The 18,949-nt window shown below is 42.9% G+C and carries 20 protein-coding genes; 13 read left to right on the forward strand and 7 right to left on the reverse strand.

Annotation, left to right across the window (positions count from 1 at the left end):
- The first annotated feature begins 299 nt into the window (after window positions 1-299).
- The 4 genes from hppD to maiA are packed head-to-tail and all read left to right on the forward strand — an operon-like array spanning window position 300 to window position 4,182.
- Window positions 300-1,373, forward strand: coding sequence for a 4-hydroxyphenylpyruvate dioxygenase (gene hppD / locus HOP38_RS17855; RefSeq protein ID WP_096444005.1), 1,074 nt, complete (start codon window positions 300-302; stop codon window positions 1,371-1,373).
- Entirely contained in the window at window positions 1,366-2,499 is a 1,134-nt protein-coding gene (locus HOP38_RS17860; RefSeq protein WP_198559350.1) for a homogentisate 1,2-dioxygenase, read from the forward strand. Before hppD ends, HOP38_RS17860 begins: the two co-directional genes overlap by 8 nt.
- Before the next feature lies 1 nt (window position 2,500).
- A complete protein-coding gene (locus HOP38_RS17865; protein ID WP_198558610.1) occupies window positions 2,501-3,517 on the forward strand; it encodes a fumarylacetoacetate hydrolase family protein in 1,017 nt (338 codons plus the stop codon).
- 2 nt (window positions 3,518-3,519) lie between these two features.
- Window positions 3,520-4,182, forward strand: a complete 663-nt coding sequence (maiA, locus tag HOP38_RS17870; protein ID WP_198558611.1) for a maleylacetoacetate isomerase — start codon at window positions 3,520-3,522, stop codon at window positions 4,180-4,182.
- Between the two features lie 50 nt (window positions 4,183-4,232).
- Here maiA and HOP38_RS17875 read toward each other — a convergent pair whose 3' ends face one another.
- A complete protein-coding gene (locus HOP38_RS17875) occupies window positions 4,233-4,781 on the reverse strand; it encodes an acyl-CoA thioesterase (protein WP_242456555.1) in 549 nt (182 codons plus the stop codon).
- 133 nt (window positions 4,782-4,914) lie between these two features.
- Between HOP38_RS17875 and HOP38_RS17880 the strand changes: the two genes are divergently transcribed.
- The 5 genes from HOP38_RS17880 to HOP38_RS17900 all read left to right on the forward strand — a co-directional run bounded on the left by HOP38_RS17880 (window position 4,915) and on the right by HOP38_RS17900 (window position 7,464).
- Entirely contained in the window at window positions 4,915-5,319 is a 405-nt protein-coding gene (locus tag HOP38_RS17880; RefSeq protein ID WP_006070197.1) for a PPC domain-containing DNA-binding protein, read from the forward strand.
- A gap of 89 nt (window positions 5,320-5,408) precedes the next feature.
- Window positions 5,409-5,849, forward strand: a complete 441-nt coding sequence (locus HOP38_RS17885) for a DUF1499 domain-containing protein (protein WP_031494477.1) — start codon at window positions 5,409-5,411, stop codon at window positions 5,847-5,849.
- A 103-nt stretch (window positions 5,850-5,952) separates the two neighbouring features.
- Window positions 5,953-6,378, forward strand: coding sequence for a hypothetical protein (locus HOP38_RS17890; protein ID WP_031494475.1), 426 nt, complete (start codon window positions 5,953-5,955; stop codon window positions 6,376-6,378).
- Window positions 6,375-6,986, forward strand: coding sequence for an SCO family protein (locus HOP38_RS17895; RefSeq protein ID WP_006070200.1), 612 nt, complete (start codon window positions 6,375-6,377; stop codon window positions 6,984-6,986). Before HOP38_RS17890 ends, HOP38_RS17895 begins: the two co-directional genes overlap by 4 nt.
- Window positions 6,987-7,011: 25 nt before the next feature.
- The gene (locus HOP38_RS17900) at window positions 7,012-7,464 is read left to right on the forward strand and encodes a copper chaperone PCu(A)C (protein ID WP_006070201.1); all 453 of its coding nucleotides are present in this window, start codon (window positions 7,012-7,014) and stop codon (window positions 7,462-7,464) included.
- 48 nt (window positions 7,465-7,512) lie between these two features.
- On the opposite strand, the gene HOP38_RS17905 is transcribed toward HOP38_RS17900, so the two are convergent.
- Window positions 7,513-8,007, reverse strand: coding sequence for a potassium channel family protein (locus HOP38_RS17905; protein WP_231896665.1), 495 nt, complete (start codon window positions 8,005-8,007; stop codon window positions 7,513-7,515).
- 306 nt (window positions 8,008-8,313) lie between these two features.
- On the opposite strand from HOP38_RS17905, the gene HOP38_RS17910 reads away from it, so the two are divergent.
- The gene (locus HOP38_RS17910; RefSeq protein WP_198558612.1) at window positions 8,314-9,546 is read left to right on the forward strand and encodes a patatin-like phospholipase family protein; all 1,233 of its coding nucleotides are present in this window, start codon (window positions 8,314-8,316) and stop codon (window positions 9,544-9,546) included.
- 45 nt (window positions 9,547-9,591) lie between these two features.
- Here HOP38_RS17910 and HOP38_RS17915 read toward each other — a convergent pair whose 3' ends face one another.
- The 5 genes from HOP38_RS17915 to HOP38_RS17935 all read right to left on the reverse strand — a co-directional run bounded on the left by HOP38_RS17915 (window position 9,592) and on the right by HOP38_RS17935 (window position 14,112).
- Entirely contained in the window at window positions 9,592-9,822 is a 231-nt protein-coding gene (locus tag HOP38_RS17915; RefSeq protein WP_171390236.1) for a hypothetical protein, read from the reverse strand.
- A gap of 19 nt (window positions 9,823-9,841) precedes the next feature.
- Complete coding sequence (locus tag HOP38_RS17920) at window positions 9,842-10,282, reverse strand: hypothetical protein (RefSeq protein ID WP_124941649.1); 441 nt, start codon at window positions 10,280-10,282, stop codon at window positions 9,842-9,844.
- A 109-nt stretch (window positions 10,283-10,391) separates the two neighbouring features.
- A complete protein-coding gene (locus HOP38_RS17925) occupies window positions 10,392-11,345 on the reverse strand; it encodes a DUF3187 family protein (RefSeq protein ID WP_006070206.1) in 954 nt (317 codons plus the stop codon).
- Between the two features lie 71 nt (window positions 11,346-11,416).
- A complete protein-coding gene (locus tag HOP38_RS17930; RefSeq protein ID WP_062461850.1) occupies window positions 11,417-13,261 on the reverse strand; it encodes an FUSC family protein in 1,845 nt (614 codons plus the stop codon).
- Complete coding sequence (locus HOP38_RS17935; RefSeq protein WP_006070208.1) at window positions 13,261-14,112, reverse strand: efflux RND transporter periplasmic adaptor subunit; 852 nt, start codon at window positions 14,110-14,112, stop codon at window positions 13,261-13,263. Before HOP38_RS17935 ends, HOP38_RS17930 begins: the two co-directional genes overlap by 1 nt.
- Window positions 14,113-14,831: 719 nt before the next feature.
- On the opposite strand from HOP38_RS17935, the gene gad reads away from it, so the two are divergent.
- The 3 genes from gad (at window position 14,832) to HOP38_RS17950 (ending at window position 18,919) form a co-directional block, all read left to right on the forward strand.
- On the forward strand, window positions 14,832-16,217 hold the full coding sequence (gene gad, locus HOP38_RS17940; RefSeq protein ID WP_006070210.1) for a glutamate decarboxylase: 1,386 nt from the start codon (window positions 14,832-14,834) through the stop codon (window positions 16,215-16,217).
- Between the two features lie 145 nt (window positions 16,218-16,362).
- Window positions 16,363-18,252, forward strand: coding sequence for an aspartate-alanine antiporter (gene aspT / locus HOP38_RS17945; RefSeq protein WP_198558613.1), 1,890 nt, complete (start codon window positions 16,363-16,365; stop codon window positions 18,250-18,252).
- 268 nt (window positions 18,253-18,520) lie between these two features.
- A complete protein-coding gene (locus HOP38_RS17950; RefSeq protein ID WP_006070212.1) occupies window positions 18,521-18,919 on the forward strand; it encodes a hypothetical protein in 399 nt (132 codons plus the stop codon).
- Window positions 18,920-18,949 lie beyond the last annotated feature (30 nt).

Consider the following 18,949-nt stretch of genomic DNA (forward strand, 5'->3'; position numbering starts at 1 on the left):
CTGTACTGCTTTTAGCCAAAATTTACACCCTGTAGCACATTGTGAACCCTCTCACAGGCAGCAGAATCCTCTCTTAGTTTTCAATTAGTTATTTTTGCGCTTGGTGTCTGTTATGCCCATAAAATCCACTATGTAGCAAAAATGTTACAAAACCGACTATCACTGCCCTTCTTTGCTAAATCCTTGAGTCAGTTTCTTTTTCTTCGCTAATTAGCCAAATTTTATAGAGGAACCGCGTTTTACCAATAGAAAGCTCCTCATCATAAAAGGAGCGCAATGACTATCAAAAGGAAACCTACATGAGCATCAATTTTAACCCTCTCGGCACCGACGGATTTGAGTTTGTGGAATATACCGCAGCAGACGACAACGGAATTAACGATCTCAAACGTCTATTTGATTCCTTGGGGTTTGCAGAAATTGCTAAACATCGTTCCAAGGAAGCTTGGCTATACCGCCAAGGTGACGTTAACTTTATCGTCAATGCACAGCCTCACAGCCAAGCAGAGGCATTCGCAAGAGTGCATGGCCCTTCTGTGTGTGGAATGGCCTTTCGTGTAGAAGATGCAGGTAAAGCCATGGCTCATGCTTTAGAAAATGGTGGTCAACAATACGTGACCGAAATTGGTCCAATGGAACTCAGTATTCCCGCCATCTATGGTATCGGCGAAAGCTTACTATATTTTGTCGATCGTTATGGCAGCAGCAGTATTTACGATGTTGATTTCAAATTCTATCCCGATGCCGACAAGCGATTGGCAGAACAAGACGTGGGTTTATACGAACTTGACCACCTGACCCATAATGTTAAGCAAGGACACATGGATGTGTGGTCAGGATTTTACGAGCGTATTGGTAACTTCAGAGAAATTCGTTACTTCGACATTGAGGGAAAACTGACGGGTCTTGTCAGCCGAGCTATGACCGCGCCTTGCGGAAAAATCCGAATTCCAATTAACGAGTCCTCTGACGATAAATCACAAATTGAAGAGTTCATTCGTGAGTACAACGGTGAAGGGATTCAGCACATCGCTCTGACAACCGATGATATCTACCAAACAGTACAAACGCTTCGCGAGCGTGGGATGGACTTTATGCCAACACCCGATACTTATTACGAGAAGGTTAACGATCGTGTGGTAGGCCATGGCGAAGATGTTGATCGTCTCCAAGACTTGAGAATCCTCATCGATGGCGCTCCAATGAAAGATGGCATCTTGTTGCAGATCTTTACGCAAACCGTTATTGGTCCAGTGTTCTTTGAAATCATTCAGCGCAAAGGCAATGAAGGGTTTGGCGAGGGTAACTTTAAAGCGCTGTTTGAGTCCATTGAAGAAGACCAAATTCGTCGCGGGGTACTTAATGATGCGTAAATGGCCAACGTTCCCTCACAGAGAGGGAACTTACTCCAAACAGGCGCACGCCGATTTTCCTGAAGAAGCCATCTACGAGCGAGAGGCGGGTCGCGAGGGGTTCTTTGGTCCCGCAACCCACTTCCATCACCAACATGCTCCTACTGGCTGGACAGAATGGGAAGGCGAGCTCAAACCGCGTGCTTTTAACCTCAACAATATAGAGAGTGCGCAGCAGACATCGCCATGGTCGATACCCACCGTACTGGAAAATAACGAATGTAAAATTCGAGTATGGCGGCTGCAAGAAGCCATGTCCCACCTCGTTCGCAATGCTGATGGGGATGAGCTGTTGTTTATTCATCAAGGCAGCGCTGACCTATATTGCGACTATGGTCATCTAGAGGTCTCTGACGGGGATTACGTCCTGATTCCCCGCTCCACTAATTGGCGCCTAGAACCGCATAGTCCAATGTTCTTATTAATGATCGAAAACACAGGGTCGGCTTATGCGTTACCTGACAAGGGTATCGTCGGTCAACACGCGGTGTTCGATCCTGCGGTTCTTGAGCCACCAGCCATTAACGACAAATTCAAAGCTCAATACAGCGAAAATCAGACTCAAGTACAGTTGAAACGTGGTGGAAAAGTGAATGTCATCACCTATCCGTTCAACCCTCTGGATGCAATAGGCTGGCACGGTGATTTGTCAGTGCTGAAACTCAACTGGCGTGATATTAGACCTTTGATGTCGCACCGTTATCACCTTCCTCCTTCAGCACACACCACCTTTGTTGGAAACGGCTTTGTGGTCTGTACTTTTGTCCCTAGACCGATTGAAACCGACCCCGGTGCGTTGAAAGTACCGTTTTATCACAACAACGATGATTACGACGAAGTGCTGTTCTATCACGCGGGCGATTTCTTTAGCCGTGACAATATTGAAGCGGGGATGATGACGTTCCACCCAGCAGGCTTTACTCATGGACCACACCCGAAAGCTTTCCAAGCCGGAAGAGAAGCCAAGAAAACCTTTACTGATGAAGTGGCAGTGATGATCGATACCCGCAACGCACTGCATCATAGTCCAGAAGCGGCAAACGTTGAAAATAACCAGTACGTCTATAGCTGGAAAACAGGAAAATAATATGAAGTTAGCCACATTAAAAGACACCTCTCGTGACGGCCAACTCGTGGTCGTGAGCCGTGACTTATCACAATGTACTACTGTGCCTGATATCGCGAACACATTGCAATTCGCACTCGACAACTGGCAACAGACCAAACCTCTATTGGAAGAGGTGTACTTGGGACTCAACCAAGGGATTTTGCTCCAAGCGATGCCATTCGACCAAAACCAGTGCGAATCACCATTGCCAAGGGCCTATCAATGGGCGGATGGGTCAGCCTATGTCAATCATGTCGAACTGGTTCGTAAAGCCCGCGGAGCAGAAATACCAGACAGCTTTTGGACTGATCCGTTAATGTACCAAGGTGGTTCAGACACTTTTCTCGCCCCAAGAGATCCTATCGTCATGGAAAGCGAACAATGGGGCATAGACTTTGAAGGCGAAGTTGCGGTTGTGACCGGCGATGTCCCTATGGGTTGCTCGACCGCACAAGCCTCTGACGCAATTCAATTGCTGATGCTGGTCAATGATGTTTCGCTTCGCGGCCTTATCCCACAAGAGCTCGCTAAAGGGTTTGGTTTCTTTCAATCGAAACCATCCTCGGCGTTCTCTCCCGTTGCAGTCACGCCGGATGAATTAGCAGAAGCGTGGCAAGATAACAAAGTGCATTTACCGCTTGTTTCTGTCTACAACCGTGAACCTTTCGGTCACCCTAATGCTGGAATCGACATGACATTCGACTTTGCCCAACTGGTTGCTCATGCTGCCAAGACTCGTCCTTTGTCAGCTGGCACTATCGTTGGCTCTGGCACGGTTTCTAATAAGCAAGGGACAGAATATGGTACCTCTATCGAAGAAGGTGGCGTCGGCTATTCATGCATTGCAGAGCGGCGCATGATAGAGACCATAAGAGATGGTAAACCAAGCACATCGTTTATGCATTTTGGTGACACGATTAAGTTGGAAATGCTCGATAAAAACGGCCACTCCATCTTCGGTTCCATTGAACAGGTGGTGGAAGCATACAAGGATTAACCATGACTCAATTTGTACTGTATGAGTATTGGCGCTCGTCTGCCTCTTATCGGGTACGAATTGCTTTAAACCTGAAGCAGTTACCTTACCTATCCATGCCTATTCATCTGCTTAAAGATGGCGGAGAGCAACATCACGCCATGTATGCAGAGCTCAATGCCAACGAGTTAGTCCCGACGCTGGTCGATAATGATTTTGATGGTGAAAAACTGGTACTGAATCAGTCTCTCACCATCATAGATTACTTAGATGAGCGCTTTCCTCATCCGCGACTAACGCCCGTGTCAGGCCGCGAACGTTATCTCGTGAACGCATTGGCTCAAGACATCGCTATCGATTTACATCCCATCAATAATCTACGCGTTATCCAAAAGCTCAGTAGAGACTTTGACTTTGATGAGACCAGTAAAGCCAAATGGATGCAGCACTGGATTGAACTTGGATTTCATGCGCTAGAGAAAAAGCTCAGCGATGTGCACGGAAAGTATTGCGTCGGTGATAGCATCAGCTTAGTGGATGTTTGTCTAGTCCCTCAGGTCTACAACGCGGAGCGGTTTGGTATCGACCTGAGCCCGTTTCCAACCATTGCATCAATTTGTTCGACACTTCGTGAACATCCTGCTTTTGTTGCCGCAGAACCTGAAAGGCAACCCGATGCCAATTAATGAATAAGACCAGTATCAAAATGCTGGTCTTTTTATTGTTATTCAATAAATTAAGCCACATTAGATGGCGGCCAAGGTCGATGCTGCTCAGAGTCGACCCATTCCTGTACCCATTGTGGCGTTTCGTTGTCTGCAGGACTTACGCCTGCGGCATCCACTACATCAAGCGGCGCAACGATGCCTTGTTTTGATGTGACACCCGCTCGAATCAAAACCGATGAGCAAGGCTCGCCTTTCACCCACATAGACTGTTCGAGGTAAAACCACTTGTCATCTGTTGCGACGCATTGGGTTTTCATGGTGATTTTATCAAACATGTGGATTCGCTTTCGATAACGGACTGAGCTGCCTGCAACGACTAGTCCCCAACGTTTTTTCTTTAACGTCGACATCAAGCCACATTTTACAGATAACGCCGTACGTCCGAGATCATATAAGGTTAGTATGCGGCCATTGTTGAGCTCAAGAAACAGATCGATATCCCATGGGTGGCAGCGAAATTGGATTTCATCTTGTTGTGTGTAGGAAAGTGTTGGCTGCTTTTTTGATTGAATAATGGTTTTTGCCAACCGGAAAAAAGGGTACATAGGGTTACTCATATTACTGATTGACCTATAAACATAGACCTAATTTGGAGGTTTTACTCTAATATCTCTTATTTTTGTGAACATAACGTTAACTATGGCAATCAATACCTGTAACATTAAGATTTTACAAATCGTGGATTGAACAATGACGATATCGCCAATTGCTGTGCGCCTCACTCGCGGAACTGATTTGAAACAAGCATTGCATAAGCTGGTTGCTGAACACCAGATCCAAGCGGGTTCCATTGCCTCATGCGTCGGTTGCCTGTCACAAATATCTATGCGTTTAGCAGGAGCAGAGCACACTCTTAAACGCTCTGAGCCATTTGAAATTGTCTCTGTGATGGGAACTCTGACGCCTGAGCATCAACATGTGCACATTTCTGTCGCTGACAGCAAAGGCAATGTATTGGGAGGACACCTCTTAGAGGAGAGCATCGTTGATACGACAGCGGAGCTCATTGTGCATTGTTATCCAGAACTGGTGTTCGAACGTGAGATAGACAAAACAACTGGGTATACCGAACTTCACGTTATTTCAAAGGATTAACCGTAAAAGCTACATCCAACGTAATATCTATTAGTGGATTATACTAAGGCAAAGCTTTGCTAAGATTGAGTCAAATATAAGGAACATTCATGATCGCTAAAATCATTATCACGCTACTCGTTGTACTCGTTGGATACATGTTTTACAAAAACAGTAATGCCCCCTCTTACCTCGGTATACACAATGGCAAATTCGCCCCTATGCCTTCCACACCTAATGCAGTCTCATCACAAACTGATGACCCAGAAAAATCAGTGGATGCACTGAGCTTCAAAGACCTAGACTCAGCCAAACAAAAAGTAGTCTCTGTGCTCAGCACTATGGGTGGTAATAAGATCGAAGAAGACGACGGCAACTACCTGCATGTTGTTTTCACCACACCGACGATGAAGTACAACGACGACGTCGAACTGTATTTCGACACGAATAGTGGTCTTTTACATTACCGTTCTCAATCGCGAACAGGATACAGCGACAAGGGATTGAATCGAGAGCGTTACAATCAGTTTAGTACTCTCTACAACGAGTAGTTCTGCCGTTCGGTAACCTCTAGTAAAAGTTTGCTGCATCGCACAGCCGAGATTCTAAAATATGTTAGGATGCGATTACATTAAGATTTGGGGCATTAACAATTTGAACAATAAAGTAAAAGTCCTATTTGTCGCTCTCGCTTTAGGCGCAGGTTTTTTTATTCCTAACCTGCTAAAACACGAACCTTCTGCTGATGTTGATCTCACCGATTACTGCATGCTTTCACAGCAAGTGTGCGAACAGCAGGGAGTCAAAATGAAGGTAGACTCACCACGCGTCACACCTCTAACACCTATTACGGTCGAAGTATTTTGGCCAGAGTCTGACGCACCTAATTTGAACATCTCATTGCAGGGAAAAGAGATGAACATGGGAGTGGTAAAGTTTCAGCTAGAAATGATCAAGCCTGATGTGTACCAAGGCGAAATCATCTTGCCCGTCTGTGCTGAAGATTCAATGACATGGTACGGCACCGTCTCCAACGGTGATAGCGATATTAAGGCAGCGGTAAGGATGACGGCACGATGAAAAAACTCTGGATTGGCGCACTAGTTGGGGCATTTGCTTTAGGTTTTGGTGCTAAATTACTAGTGGACAAGCATAATGAGTCATTACTGCATCAAGCTGAATTGGATCAGTTGGCGCAAGTGTCTGAGTCCGTACTTTTTGGAGAAGGGGGTAAACCTGTCGCCATCTTTGATCAAGCTGATCCTAGAACTCGCATTGTGTACTTTGGCTTTACTCGTTGTCCCGATGTATGCCCTACCTCGCTCGCCATGCTCGCTGGAGCGTTGAATCAAATCGACGATGAAACCAAACAAACACTCAGACCCATGTTTGTTTCCCTTGACCCGGAGCGGGATGCGGCAGAAGCCTCTGCTGAATATGCGCAGTATTTCCATCCTATGATTGAGGGGTTGTCAGCACCTTTAGAGGTCACTAAACCACTCGCTCACAAATATGGGGTCATCTTTCGCAAAACAGAGCTGGAAGATTCCAAACTAGGCTATACCCTCGACCATAGCTCATATTTCTATTTCCTAAGCCCAGACGGTACGCTTATTGAAAAAGTACCGCATACTTTAACTCCTGCTCCTATCGTTGAAGCCATCAAACGCATCAATGCTCAGGGATAAACTAACGACAACAATGGACTAAACCATGAAGCTCAACAAATTGATACTTCCTCTACTTGCTCTAGCACCGCTATCTATGGCTCACGCAGCTATTGACGTCAACGACGCATATGCACGTGCAACGCCACCCAACGCCACCACCAGCGCCGTGTTTGCTACCATCGAGAATACTGGCGATAAAGATCGCGTTATTGTAGAAGCGGCGTCACAAGCTTCATCTGTCGTGGAACTGCACGATGTTATTATGGACGGCGACGTCATGAAGATGCGTCAAGTGAAGAGTATTACTGTACCTGCAAACGGTCAGACCATCCTTAAGCCAGGCAGCTTGCATATAATGCTGCTAGACGTTGAGAAACCAATGAAGGAAGGTGAGACCATTAATGTTGAGCTGACCTTTGCTAATGGTGAAGTTCAAGTATTAACCGTGCCAGTGAAAAAAGTCATGTCAGGCATGAAGAAACACGCTCATCACTAAGAACTAAAAGGCCAACGCCACGAGAGGGTTGGCCTTCATTCTGATAAATTAATGCCCCTTCTTTGCGCTCACTAAACTAGACACCACTACAGCCATATAGAACACACCCGTAATCGCCTGTAAGTATACCGCGACCTCTGCAAGTGGACTGTTAGGGCTATAGTCGCCATAACCCAGTGTGGTTAATGTGACAAAGCTAAAGTAAGTCACTACTGAGAAGTTACTTCCCCATTTATCTGAGTGCTCAATCCCATTGATTGCTGTTGGGTTAAAATTAATCAGCAACAAATAAATCGCAGCCCAACCAAGCCCCATCACTAAGAACAAGGCAATGGAACCCACTAACTTATTGTTGTCAATCTCGGAAGAAAGCAAAATCTGATGAGCAGTCGACTGAAACACACCATAGAAAAACGCCAACATCAGTACTAACATCGCAACATTTGCGTGTCCGCTATCAAAGAAGGTGTGAGTAAGGATCGCAATAAGCATCATGATACTGACACTAACCAAGTATATATACCAACCTTTTGAAAACTTCATACTAATCAAACAAATAACAAAACTGTTTAACACTACAGGCTTCAACAAAAAGTCAAGATCATCGCCGGGGAGCTCACGCGAAAGAGCACCTATAATCAGAATAAGAATGAGAGAAAGTGTGAAAAAAATGAAGTTGTTAGATTCATTGATTGATCGCATGGCTACCCCAATATGATTGTCTAAATCGTCATCACCACTATTCAGTGAATAGCAAGCTAATATTTTTTGTAAATAACTGAATATTGGTACTAATCTAAAGAATGTCCCCTAACAAATTAGAATAGTAATAAGCAAACGGAGTTGCCAATGCGTCTACCAATTATATTGGTGTTAACAGCGCTTGTCGTTGGGTGTAGCAGCAGTCCCCACGACAGTACCATTCGTGTTAATGAATCAAACTATTTACAGGCGAAAATCGGCCCCAGAGATGAAGCCGTCAGCCTTATTAATGAACCATATCGCATTTGGGGAGACCAAATACCGAAAAACCTTAAAGTACTAAAGGAGAATTATGACGATAAGGGTAACCTCGACCTTTTGAAGAACGCATCAGATGCGCCAAAAGTGATTGGTGATCGTTTCAATGTTCTCGTACTTTCCGGTGGTGGTCCTAGAGGTGCCTATGGTGCTGGCGTGATTAATGGCTTGAAGGATAAAGGGGAACTGCCTGAGTTTTCTCTGATTACGGGAGTTAGTGCTGGCGCCTTAATTGCTCCATTTGTTTTCGTTGGCGGCGACAAGTACGACGAACTCAAAACGGTCATGTTAGGCCTGAACGATGACATGATGTTAGGTGGAACCAGTATTTTTAAGATTCTGTTTGGAGACGCATTCTCTGAGGGAGACAACTTCTACAAAATGGTTCAGAAAACCTTTGATGATGAATTTATAGAGGAAATTGCAAAAGCGCACCAATCGGGCAAACGTATGTTGATTGGTACTACTCACTTTGACTCTGGCAGACAGATGATCTGGAACATAGGACGTATCGCTACCAGTGATCTACCCAATAAAAAAGACATTATTCATCAGGTTCTTGCAGCTAGTTCATCCATACCTGGAGTCTTTCCCCCACAGTTCATTCCTGTTAAGTACAACGGTCAGTCTTTAGAAGAGATGCATGTGGATGGTGGCTTATCCAGTCAACTATTCTTCGACCCAGTGGGCTTTGATTTCACCAAGGTGACCAAGGCACTCGGATATGCAAAACCTCCGCATATTTACATCATCCGTAACGGACGATTAAGAACCGAGTTCAAGTTCATCGAGGACGATACCGTCAGTTTGGCAGCTCGCAGTGTAGATAATTTAATACTCGCCCAAACTAGAGGTGATGTGTTTAGGGAAATGTACATCTCCAAAAAAATAGGCGCAAAGTTGTTCTTAACTTTTGTCGATGAGGATTACACTCAAAAGCCTCAAGACGGTAAGTTTTTCGACCCTGAATTTCTTAAATCTTTATACGACTATGGTTACGAAAAAGCGACCAGCGAAAAAGTTTGGGTTAATGAAATCCCATTGATTCGCCAATCTCCTTAGTATTTTATCACTTAAAAAAACCGCTCTTATCGAGCGGTTTTTTTGTTATTCCTCAGAAGCTTCAGTGTGGTTACGCTTATGAGTGTTATGGTGCGCCGTTTTATGATGGTGGTGCGTGGGTTTGTGCACATTGTGGCCACCATGAAGATGACGATGCTCATTGCTTTCTTTGTCTTGGAAAGTTAAATGATCTTTGTTGTGTTTGTGCTCGACTTCGTTGCCGTACTCGCGCATCATTTTTTCATGTGTCGCTGATTTTGTGTGTTGCATTGACATGGCTAACCTCTTCTAAAAATTATTTATATTCGACAACGCGAGCAACGTAATCTGTGATTTCAATGTCACCGATGCTGTTCTGATATAGGTCTACAGAAAAGAATTCAGGAGCATCTTTAGATACTTGACTCTCTACTTTTTTAATTAGGTTCTCAAAGTTTGCTTCGCTGTATACAGTGAATGTTTTTACTTTTTCTAAGTTGTTGGCTTTCGCTTGATCTGCCGTGATGTAGGTATCACGATACTTTGCAGAAAGTTCATCCACGCTATCAGTAATGGTAAAGCCATTCTGAGTATTACTTACAATATATACATCATCAGAAAGCTTAACTTCTTGAATGCCTTTCATTGCTGTCGCCATTTCTTGTTTGTTATGGTTCACATCAGACATGTGCTGAAGTGATTCTGCGTAGACGCCAGATGAAAAAACGACTAAAACAGGTAGTAGATATTTAAACATAATAAGTTCTCTTGTGGTCATGTTGTGCGATGAGATTAATTTCTCATGCTTTGTTCTCACTTAACAGTGAAGGTTCTTTAAACGTCAATTAAGCCTTGTTTAACTGAGTTTAGAAATAATGTCTCACCCCTAAGGTGAAGGCGATATCTGTAGAGTTATCCATATTAAACAAGTTCTCGGTACCCGATATTTCTAATATGGTATTATCCCAATAATAACGATAACCTAGGGTCGCTTCATTGACGTTTTCTGAAAAAGCCGTCTGGTTTAACGCACCTTGATATAAATGATATTCTGCAATAATTTCATGGTTAGAAAGGAATCGATAACCATAACCAATTGCACCTTCCCAAGTGAATTCTTTGAAATACAGATCATCATCGATATTTTTATCAGCATGATGAACTACTCCTAACGTCGAATAAATAGAGTGTCCACTTTTTGCGTATGACCAATTCAATTGTAAGTTTTGTTCAAAGCCACCTGATGAGAATTCGTAATCACTTTTATTGTTGTAATATAGCGACCCACCGATTGCCAATGCCTGATGTTCAGATTCATAAAGTGAATACTGAAGATACAGCGACACGGCGCTTTCCAGCGTATCGCCTTCAAAGTTGTTGTTATGAACACCATAGGTATCACTATCGACGTTGAAGCTATCGTCTTCGACTTCGTCACGCCCATCAAGCTTCAGTCCAGCAGCATTATGGAATGACTTCACCAAACTATCTAAATGGTTATTATGGGCCCAAGCAAACTGATAGCGTAGCTCAAGCTGTATCTTATCTGCGGGTGACCATTGCACCCCCGTCGTTATTCTATTTTGGTAGTAATCCATTTGGATATCATCACTGGTGATCCAAACGCTGCCGAAGTTGTACGTTGCAAACAGTTCGGTTTTATCATTAGTAAAACCGCTACGAAGTTGTGTTGCCAGCCCTAATGACTGTACAGGAGCTTGAGCATCTACTTTTAATGGCGATGATTTAATATCTTCTGCCATTGCATAATTGGTACCTAATAATGTCCATATCACTAGGCCTATGAGAATGTTTTTCATCATAACCTCTGATATATATAGTTCTCAGAAAATTAACTGAGAAATTAAAATGATAGTTAATTTATATTTTTCTAATGGCCTTGAGCTTTCAAAGCATTATATCTATCGCACAGAACGAACCAACGGTAATTGTGTTTCGCAGCTGTTGTCGCCTTATAGTCCATCAAGTTTGAGAATATTTGATTACTTCCCAGGTCGAAGAATTTTTTATCAATTGAGGAAAGAAGAATTTCTCGCTCTTCAGGTTCAAGTTCTTCATGGTTAATGACACTCTGTAGTGCTTTTAGATATAACAGTCTATTAATACTCACTAAATCTGAAATGCTAATTAAGTAAGCATAGGATGCTAGGATCCAGTTACTTACATTCAAAGACTTTCTCTTTTCTATATCGGTCACTTTGAATTTATTAATAAATCGATTCAGTTCTTTCTTGATCACTGTGGCTGTCGTACGTGCAGGGATTAAATAGAACGCCCCCCACAAAATCAGCAATGCAGTGATATTACCGACGATAGAATTAAGAAAGTTCTCAAAATCATAACTTGGGGCACTGGTTAACGGAACAAGGCTCGTCCATGAAAACAACGAAACCATACACACCACTTTCAGTAGTGACTTGCTCTGCCAAAACCAATAAGCCGCCAAATACACGCCAGTAAAGCCGACTACTGCAACTATCCAAGGCGAGCCAATTGGCATGGCCCCAAAGGTCAGAATAAACGCAAAGCCACCAGCTAAGAATTGTGCATATATATTTGGACTTTGTGCCTGCTCTGAACCTGGATTTGCAGCGTACACCGAGATGATCATTCCAGCCATGATCATTGCCGACATACCACTATCCCATTGCAGCTCAATCCACATAAATGAAAGCGTGAACAGCGTGATGGTTGCTCTCACCATATTGTTGAGCACTACGTAACCATCGGTAAAGCGTCCTATATCGTTGGCATAATCTTTATTGGTGTAGTCAAATACACTGTTTTCGCTCTTGTATAAATCCAGTTGTGTGGCAAACAAAGCGACCTGTTCATTAAACACCTCGACCAGATCAATATCTTCAATTCCCCACCTTTCAATCCATGATTCATTGATATCAACGCGAAAATTAGCTTTACACAACTCCTCCCACGCCTCATTAGGAATGGCTATGGCCTCACCAAGCTTTTTTAACTCGATGGCTTTGATACCAATATTGATAGAGTCATAAAAAGCAGTACGACTGTTGAGTTTTTCTTCCTTAGCACTTCGGCTTCCATATATCTCATCATCAACCAACTGCCACTTTTTGCTCACAAATACCAAAAACGCACGTGTCAGTTTGGTAGCATTATCTTCATCAGTAACAAACAGATTGCTTAGGAAGTTCTCTGTATAACTTTTGACAGAAAACAACTCATGCTGGTCATCTTTATAAGGAATGATCATAGCCGCGACCATTGCCATTAAAATACCAAATGAGATACCAACACAACGAAGCTGTACGTGATCAAATAAATTGGTCATGTCAGGGTTCGCTGCCAATGGGAAACCCACTAGAGACAAGGTAATACCCATCACGGCAAACATGTATGACACACGTCCATGAAAATATGATGCGATACCTAAACTTGTTACCACTCCAAATATAATGAATGAGTTAAACAACCAAGAGTCAATAAGCGTAGCGCTGGCCACAAAAAGCACATATGCACCGCCAGTAAATGTCCCGATAAGACGTGCCGCCGCTTTTTTGATACTCGCTCCGCGACTGCCAGTGATTTGAATAATCGCGGCTGTTGCCATAGAAGTACTCGTGGCCGAAGAATCCATTAACAGCGATAAACCCCATGTCATCAATACAGCCAGGCAAAACCGCAAAGCAAATGCCACCGATTCTGGATTTGTCCATTGTCGAGCAATCGTCGCTAACATCACTGAATATCCACTGAAACCGTTGTGCCAGCAATCAGTCTCTCACTTTCAAGGACTTCTTTAGGGATGCTAATACGCACCGGTACGCGTTGCGCGAGACGGACCCAAGGCACTGTTGGGTTAACGTTTGATATTAGTCCGGAATTATCGGCACTCTGATCAATAATCGCACGACCAATACCTTCAATTTTGCCGACAAATGTTTTATCGGATGAAAATGGACGAATGTTAGCTTTCGCCCCTTCAACCAAGCCTTTTACTTTTGTCTCGGTGAAATAGGCCAAAATGTAATAGGTGTCACTCTCGACTAATGCAACAAAGGTTTCACCTTTATTGATGTAGTTCCCTTGGCGTTGGTTAAGATTCGTTACATAACCATCTTGCGGTGCGACCACTTTAGTACGACTTAAATCTAATTCTGCTTTAGCCAAGCTACTTTTTGCTTGCTCTAAAGCGGCTTTATTAGCTGCTACGGCGAGCTTCTCCGAGATCACTTGCTCTTCAGAGACTAGTTTTTTACTCAACAATCTTGAATCACGACGGTAAGAGTTCTTCGATTGCTCTAGCTCGGCCTCCGCCTTCAACATTGCATACTTAGCTTGGGAAACACTGTTTTTGTAATCCGCATCATCAATAGCAAAGAGTAAATCACCAGCATTAACAAACTGGTTGTCATGTACAGCTACGGTAACTATCTCTCCCGAAACTTTTGGCGCTACTTCTGCAATTTCAACGTGAACTTTAGCATCGCGAGTCCAAAGAGATTGGGTGTAGGCGACCCAAGACGTATAACAAGTCGCCCCCGCAGCGATCACTAACGCAGTCGGTAATAGAACACGAAATAACTTCATTTAGCTCACCTTTATTAGTAGTAATTGTCCAGTAACAATAATTACTAAACAAAGTTCTGTTAATGAAGGATTCATGATCTTTCCTTTTCTCAATAGTCCACCAAGTGTGTATTTGACTACAATTAGTATTGCAATTGCCGCTGCTACCAACACCATAAAACCGGGTATGTAGAAGTAGTCAAATATAATATGATCATTCATTTTTACACCATTATAGTTTTTATAATTAACCTAAATAATTTTACTTTCTGATATAGATAAACAATGAAAGCAGCGGTAATAGCTAAGATTAAATCTATAAGCACTTTCATTAATCAACTTGGTGTTCATTTTAATATCCACTGAAGATAAATTAATCCACAGCCAATAAAATTCACATAAAAACAATCTACATATAAATCTCAAACCATTGATTTTCATAAGATTAAGCCAAAAAACCAACCATTTCAGACCATGCGGACCGTATCAAAATTAACTAGTATTAGCCGTAAATCAATGATTGGACTTCACACAGCGGCTCTAGTAAGAGACAAATAAAAAGGATATTTTGCGCAACAATTTATTTATAACACGATGATTATTGTCTTTTTATTTTCTATTGATGGTTTTATTCATTTAATTGGTAATAATTCAATTCGACTTAAGCGAGACAGCTTTTTCAAAAACCAAACGCAGTGATATTACTGTTCTATCCAATTAAATAAATCTGGAGCTATATAATGCCTTTTGAAGAAAAGAATAATGCAGCTATCGATGATGTTTTTGCAAACAAACTATTAGACAAAACCATCGATAAATATACTTTCCCTAATGACGAATCAAATCCTGATGCTGCATACCAGCTAGTATCTGATGAGCTTATTCTTGATGGTAACTCTCGTCAAAACCTAGCAACTTTTTGCCAAACTTGGGTAGACGGTAACATCCACAAAATCATGGACGAGTGCATCGACAAAAACATGATCGACAAAGATGAGTACCCACAAACAGCAGAAATCGAGAACCGTTGCGTTCATATGCTTGCTGATCTTTGGAACTCTCCAGATCCTGAAAACACGATGGGCTGTTCAACAACAGGTTCAAGTGAAGCGGCCATGCTTGGCGGTATGGCAATGAAATGGCGCTGGCGCGAGAAGCGTCGCAAGGAAGGTAAGCCAACTGACAAACCAAACCTAATTTGCGGTCCAGTACAAGTATGCTGGCACAAATTCGCTAAGTACTGGGATATCGAACTACGTGAAATTCCTATGGAAGGCGACCGTCTACTAATGACTCCAGAAGAAGTTCTAGCCCGTGTTGACGAAAACACTATCGGTGTTGTTCCTACGCTTGGCGTAACGTTTACTTGTCAGTATGAACCTGTAAAAGCGATTGCTGATGCACTAGACAAACTGCAAGAAGAAACTGGTCTTGATGTACCAATGCACGTTGATGGCGCAAGTGGCGCATTCATCGCACCGTTCTGCGACCCTGAACTAGAGTGGGATTTCCGCATTCCTCGTGTTAAGTCAATCAACGCATCTGGCCACAAATATGGTCTCGCACCTCTTGGTGTGGGCTGGGTTGTCTTCCGCGAAGCAAGCGATCTTCCTGAAGATCTGATCTTCCGTGTTAACTACCTTGGTGGTGACATGCCAACATTCGCACTGAACTTCTCTCGCCCTGGCGGTCAGATCGTTGCTCAGTACTACAACTTCTTACGTTTGGGTAAAGAAGGTTATAAGCGTATCCACGACGCTTGCTACAACTCAGCTCAATACCTAGCTGATGAAGTAAGCAAAATGGGCTTATTCGACATCATTTACGATGGCCGCGGTGGTATTCCAGCTATGAGCTTTAGCTTAAAAGCGGACGTAGATGCAGGCTTTAACTTGTTTGACCTAAGTGACGCTATCCGCGCTCGTGGTTGGCAAATTGCCGCATATTCCATGCCTTCAAACCGCGAAGATTTGGTCATTATGCGCATCCTAGTTCGTCACGGTGTGAGTCACGACATGGTTGATCTACTCGTTCAAGATCTAAAACGCACAATCGAGAAATTTGAGAAATTCCCAATCGTTAACTCTGTTGACGAAGAAAGCTCAAGCACGTTTAACCACGGTTAATCATCTCAAGCAAAGAGGGGCTAGTAGCCCTAGTCCCTCGCACTCTAATCACAATAATTATTGCGTACCAAAGCAGTCTGGTTCTTGTTCCGGGCTCTGGAGTTCTTTGGTTTGCATTTAGGAATCTAAGTAATCAGAGGTTAAAATGGCAACTCTAATGAGGCTATCTCCTTCTAAATATATTAAGCATATTTTTCTAAGTATGTTGGCAGTATTTATGCTGGCAGGAAATATCACTACAGATACAAATAGCGGCGTATCTGGCTTTGACATGTTCAATAATGTTCAAGCTCAAGAACAAACTACAGACCATGCTGCTGTTCAACATTCAACTACAAGCATCAAAGCTCCAGCAAAAGCAGAGCCTATGTGGGTAGTAAAAGTGTTCCGTGAACACCAAGCATTGGCAATTTTCATCACCCTGGGCTTGGGATATTGGTTAGGGGCAATCAAATTCGGTCACTTCAGCTTAGGTGCAGTAACAGGTACGCTAATCGCAGGTGTTATCATCGGTCAGCTTGATATCTCGATCTCTTCACAAGTTAAGTCAATGTTCTTCACGATGTTCCTATTCGCTGTAGGTTATGGTGTCGGCCCGCAATTTGTTCGAGGTGTAGCCAAAAATGGTGCTCCACAAGCGATATTCGCAGTAGTCATTTCATTTCTATGTTTCGCAGTAACGTACGCTGGTGCCAAAATTGCTGGTTACGATGTTGGTCTAGCTGCAGGCCTTTGGGCCGGCGCACAAACCATCTCCGCTTCTATCGGTCTAGCGACTGATGCAATCAACTCATCTGGTTTCAGCAATACTAAAGAGCTACTAGACCAAATTCCAGTGGCTTACGCTATCTGTTATCTGTTCGGTACTATTGGTACTGGTATGATCCTAGCTTATGTTGGTCCAACTCTACTCGGAGTTAACCTTGAAGAAGCTTGTAAAGACTACGAAAAAGAGATGTCTGCAGGTACACCAGAAGATGGTATTTCACGTGTTTGGCATCGCTCTGAATCTCGTACCTATGAGATCTCTGACGATATCAACGGTATGACAGTGGCTGAATTCGAATCTCAACACCACGCAGAACGCCTCTTCATTGAGAAGCTGAAACGCAATGGTGAAGTAGTGGATGTCGAGCCAACTATGGCGCTAGCGGCAAAAGACATTATTGCATTAACAGGTCATACCGATGCACTCGTACACGCTCAACAGTATTTAACAGAAGTAGCGGACGAGGAGCTTGATAACCTGCCATTAGAAACCGTAGACCTAGTTGTTACCAACAAAAAGTTCGCTAACCGCACATTAGTCTCACTAGCAGATGAAGATTACGCTCGTGGCGTGTTCCTAAACAAAATCAGTCGTGGTGCAGCAAGTCAAGAAGTACCCCTACTAGCACAAACTGAAATTCATCGTGGTGACGTACTAAGTATTACTGGTACTAAAACGCATACATCACGTATGGAAAAAGAAGTAGGCCATGTAGATAGAACGACAACTGAAACGGATATGGTTTGGGTTGGTCTCTTTATCGTAGTATTCGGTTTACTAGGCGCACTAGCTGTTAATATCGATGGCGCACCCGTTACCCTGTCTGTATCTGGCGGTGTTCTAATCGGTGGTTTGGTATTAGGTTGGTTACGCTCAATTCACCCAACATTTGCTCGACTTCCAGAACCAACACAGTGGTTTATGAACTCAGTTGGTCTTAATGTCTTTATTGCTATCGTAGGTATTTCTGCAGGTCCTGGCTTTGTGGCTGGCCTTAAAAACGTAGGTCCAGAACTGTTCTTAATCGGTGCGGCAGCAACGGCTATTCCAATGCTATTAGCTCCACTTATTGGTAAGTATATCTTTAAATTCCACCCAGCTATAAACCTAGGTGTTTGTGGTGGTGCACGTACGAGTACTGCTTCAGTCGCTATGGTAGGTGAGAAAGCGAAAAGCAACATCCCTATGCTTGGTTACACTGTTCCTTATGCGGTATCCAATACCCTATTGACCTTAATGGGTATGTTTATGGTGTTATTCTACTAATAGGTAGCAGTCATGAACAATTACCACCCTCGATGATCAATTAAGCCCCTTACTTTTGTAAGGGGCTTTTTTATGCGAGTTATTCCTCAATAAAACCACTAACAAAAATAGCGGTTTTTTCTTTCTATAACCCTCTGATTTAAAAACCATATCCAACCGTCCTTAAAGATAATGAAAATAAAATATGAAAATATTTCTTATTTTTCTTGAATTCCAATATTGGGTGACCCTACCTATGAATTGTCGATAATTGATTTAGGTATTAAAAGTGAAAAAGACAGCATTAACATTACTTCTTCTTACACCAATGATGAGCTATGCCAATACTGGAAAAAAAGTGGGAATCGGTATGGCATTTGACCAAGGTCTAAGCGTAGTCGTTGACTTTAATCAACAAATAAAGTTCATCGCAGGCGATGATGGATTAGCTCTAGATTATTCATTTTTAAAGGGAAATCTAGCTGCAGAAGCTCCTTTGAGTTGGTATGTGGCTGGCGGTGCGTACTACGACTGGAATAATGATTTTGGCGTTCGTATTCCTATTGGCATGAATTTGAACTTTGCAAAAGATTGGAAACTTTATGCACAGATCCATCCCGAATTAAATATGAATCATGGCTTAGATTTGGATATTGGCGCTGCATTAGGCGTTACTTATAGCTTCTAATTCTAGTCGCTAAATTTAAACATTAACAAA

Origin of the sequence: Vibrio mediterranei, assembly GCF_013364395.1 — a bacterium.
GTDB lineage: Bacteria > Pseudomonadota > Gammaproteobacteria > Enterobacterales > Vibrionaceae > Vibrio > Vibrio mediterranei.